Origin of the sequence: Psychrobacter okhotskensis (assembly GCF_013248965.1) — a bacterium.
Lineage (GTDB): Bacteria > Pseudomonadota > Gammaproteobacteria > Pseudomonadales > Moraxellaceae > Psychrobacter > Psychrobacter okhotskensis.
Window position 1 is genome coordinate 1 of the sequence record NZ_JABRVQ010000057.1, and the last position, 1,770, is coordinate 1,770.

Genomic DNA, 1,770 nt, shown 5'->3' on the forward strand with positions numbered 1-1,770 from the left:
GTGTTTCATAACGTTCTGATATGTAGGAGTTGAAGTTTGAAATGCAACACGGCACATCTTACTCTTCAACTCATTCTTTTAAAACGTTGCACTTCTTATTTGAATCTAGGTGTCAAAAAAAGCAAAGATTTAAACAATATCGATCATCATGTTCGTGCCGTTCATGCCAAGAGCTATTGTGGTCTAAAAGCTAAATTTGAGATATTAGATGACATTCCTAAGGAATATGCTCAAGGCCTATACGCTAAAGCTGGTATTCACGATGCAGTTATTCGATTCTCCAATGCAGCAGCGGCAGTGAGTGCAGATAGACGATTGGGATTGGGTCAAGGACTGGCGATAAAAATATTCGATGTGCCAGGTGAAAAATTAGCCCCAGGAGAGGAAGATAGCACCACTTTTGACTACGCTTTAGTAAATAGTCCTATCTTCTTTACCAACAGTCTTAAAAATTACGCTTATTTATCAAAGCTAAATTTTGGTTTAAATGGTTACTTAGGCGATGGTCTACTAGGTAAAGGTAAGTTCGTCTTTCATTGGTTGACTAAGTACGGCAAAGAATTCCCTGACCTTGAAGGCCTGCGATCACTCAACGCCTTTAGAAAGCTAGCAACCACCCCTCCTAAGAACGCTTGGTTGTACGATTATTTTTCACAAGGTGCCTTTCGTCACGGTGATTACATGGCAAAAGTCAGAGTAACTCCAACCAAAGCTTCAATGAAAAAAATTAAGCGCACCAATATTCACTTGTTCACCGAAGATGAAGCGATACGTCCCGCAATTATCGAAGAGATACGCGAGCACGACTATCAGTTCGATGTACAAATTCAATTATGCCGCAACCTTAAAAAGCAGCCTATTGATCAGCTAACACAAGAATGGAAAGAGTCTGATGCGCCATTCGTTACCGTAGCGACTTTGACCATACCTTGCCAAGACGTCCCAGACGATGGCAATCTCGACGCAATAGAGGATTTAAGCTTTACCACTTTCCGCTGTTTAGGAGAGAATCGTCCTATTGGTAAGATACAACATTCTCGTTTACGCGCTTATCAAGCATCGTCCAAGGCACGCCATGAGCACAATATGGCTAAACGCAAAGAGCCAACTAGCTTGAAACAGATATTTGATAAGAACGCTACTAACTAAGCTCACAAGCGTGATATTTCGAAGTAAAATGGAGAAATCATAGCTAAATAAAAGCCCCATCATACAAATGTATGATGGGGCTTTCTAGGGCGTGTTTTCATTTCAAAAATGGCGATAAAAATGAGATAAATTGCAGGCAAATAAGGAAAATAGCGCAGATAATATCGAAATATTGACTAGCTATTTCACGCAGTTTGGCAAGATTTAGCCATTTTTAGCTCATTTAGATGACTATCGAATGAATTGAAGACACGCCCTAGTATAGACAACTATTGTTGAACGAATAAAAGCCAAAAAAAAGAGCCATCCAATTAAGGATGACTCTTTTTTAGAATAGAGAGCTGACGATGACCTACTCTCACATGGGCGAACCACACTACCATTGGCGCAACGATGTTTCACTTCTGAGTTCGGGAAGGGATCAGGTGGGGCCATCGCGCTATTGTCGTCAGCAAAGGGGGTTAGATATGAGTCTGATGTTATTATGACTTCAAGATATTATCTATTGGCCGACCAACTTGTAACCTAACTGAATCAAGGTTAAAGGTGATATCGAAATTATATATATTCTAAAGCTTTCGCTTTACAAGATAGATTAATTAGAGCTTTGATACAAACCAC

The 1,770-nt window shown here is 40.0% G+C and carries 1 protein-coding gene and 1 rRNA gene; one reads left to right on the forward strand and one right to left on the reverse strand.

Annotated elements, in window-relative coordinates:
* Positions 1-36: 36 nt before the first annotated feature.
* Positions 37-1,149 (forward strand): catalase family protein, encoded by a 1,113-nt coding sequence (locus tag HQR03_RS14010; RefSeq protein ID WP_173240645.1) that lies wholly within the window; start codon positions 37-39, stop codon positions 1,147-1,149.
* A gap of 339 nt (positions 1,150-1,488) precedes the next feature.
* Here the strand turns inward: HQR03_RS14010 and rrf are convergent.
* Positions 1,489-1,602: ribosomal RNA gene (rrf, locus tag HQR03_RS14015) — 5S ribosomal RNA — on the reverse strand.
* Positions 1,603-1,770 lie beyond the last annotated feature (168 nt).